The organism is Cupriavidus sp. 01L46, assembly GCF_056399905.1.
This window is the reverse complement of the sequence record NZ_JBFTSF010000566.1, coordinates 1-1647: the sequence shown is the minus strand read 5'-3', so window position 1 is coordinate 1647 and position 1647 is coordinate 1. Positions and strand designations below refer to the sequence as shown.

At 63.1% G+C, this 1647-nt stretch carries 2 protein-coding genes; both read right to left on the bottom strand.

Translation table 11 applies throughout. The annotated features are described in order from the left end of the window. Positions 1-148: 148 nt before the first annotated feature. A complete protein-coding gene (locus AC1DS3_RS38410) occupies positions 149-631 on the bottom strand; it encodes a Spy/CpxP family protein refolding chaperone (protein ID WP_441636406.1) in 483 nt (160 codons plus the stop codon). Positions 632-790: 159 nt separating this feature from the next. Further along, on the bottom strand, positions 791-1647 hold an 857-nt coding region (locus AC1DS3_RS38405), incomplete at its 5' end, for an ATP-binding cassette domain-containing protein (RefSeq protein ID WP_477129334.1).

Genomic DNA, 1647 nt, shown 5'->3' with positions numbered 1-1647 from the left:
GCTGAATGCCGCGGCGGCCTTCACGGTCGCCGGGCGCACCCAGCGCGATCGCATTGTTGAGGTGTTCATCATGCTCTCCTGTGCTTGAGCGAAAGCCCGAACCGCGCGAGGTGGCTTGCGCCTGCGGCGGCCGTCCGGGCCCGGGGCTTCAGTTTTTTGTCGACGCATGCTGTTGCCGGTTCCGGAAGATCAGGTCGGCATTCTTCTTCTGCACGTCTGACATGCTGTCATACAGATCCCGGAACACGGGCGTGAGCTTCCTGATGCCGTCGGCATGCGCATCGGCGATATCCCCGTAGGACTTGAGGTCGCCGACGGCGGTCATGCCCTTGGCATCCTCAGTGCGCTCCTGCCGCAGCGAATCCATCTTGCTCGCGTTGTCGCGCATGACCTGCGCGACCTTCTGCCAGAGTTGTTCCTGCGCGCGCGTAATCTGGAGCTTCGTGTGGAGGTCGCTGATGTGCGTATCGATGCGATCCTGCTTCGCGATCTTCAAGACATGCGGGGAACCCTGCGCGTCGGTGGCGGTGATGGCCCCGGCGGGAACGGCCAGCGCCAGCATGGAGAAAAGCGCGACGGACGGCAGTACGTATGCCGTCTTCGGCAGGAATGACTGGGCGGTGAGTTTCATGATCGGTCTCCATGGAATTCCATGATCCCGCCGGCAGCTCGCCATCGTTGGCGGCGCGATCGCATGCTTACTTGTGGACCAGATTCCGGCTTGTGTCTGTCCGGCACCGGACAAGGATGAGCACCGTGGGGGCCATTGCAAGCGTTGCGGCGCGGGAGCTCACCAGCTAAAGCGGTAGCTCCCGGAGGGGTGAAGCGCCCATTCCCCATTGCCCCTCAACTCCAGCACCTGTTGGTGGTACTTCAGCAGAGTGGGACGGTGGCTGACGCTGACCAGCGTTGTCGAACCCGTCGAAAGCTGKAAGTAGAGGCGTTCCTCGTTGCCGATGTCGAGGGCGCTGGTGGCCTCATCCAGCATGGCATAGCGCGGTTTGGCGAGCAGCACGCGGGCAAAGGTGAGGCGCTGCTGCTCTCCCACGGACAGCACCTTCCCCCAGTCCAGATCCACGTCCAGGCCGCCAAATCTGTCCACGACGTCCGGCAGGTTGACCATCTCAAGCAGCAGCCGGAGTTCCTTATCGGATACCTTGCGGCCATCGCGATCCGGATAGAGCAACTGGCTGCGCAGGCTGCCCAGCACCATGTAGGGATGCTGCGGCAGAAACAGCATATGTTCCAGTTCCGGCCTGACAATGCGGCCGGTCCCGCAGTTCCAGAGTCCCGCTATCGCGCGCATCAACGAACTCTTGCCGCCTCCGCTCGCGCCCACGATCAGCAATCCCTCTCCCGGGTCGATCGATACCGTGAGATCCCTGACCAGGGTACGTTCGTAGTTTGGCGTTTGCAAGGTGACATGCTCGAGCGCCAGGCGAGCGTCTCGCGCCGCTTCGATCTTGTTCCCACCGCCATGCGGCGCGGCCAGCGTGACAGGCGTCTGCGTCAGGGCGCCAGAGAATGTGCTAAGCCGGTCGAGTCCGGCGACGAACCGGCTCAGACTTTCAAAGTTGTCGACGATCACGGTGAGCGAGGCCAGGATCGCGGCAAATGCGCCGGCTGCCTGGATGGCCCGGCCAACCT

What these genes read in the sequence shown, in the direction of transcription:
- AC1DS3_RS38410 (WP_441636406.1), bottom strand. Translation starts at nt 631, where the DNA reads ATGAAACTCACCGCCCAGTCATTCCTGCCGAAGACGGCATACGTACTG.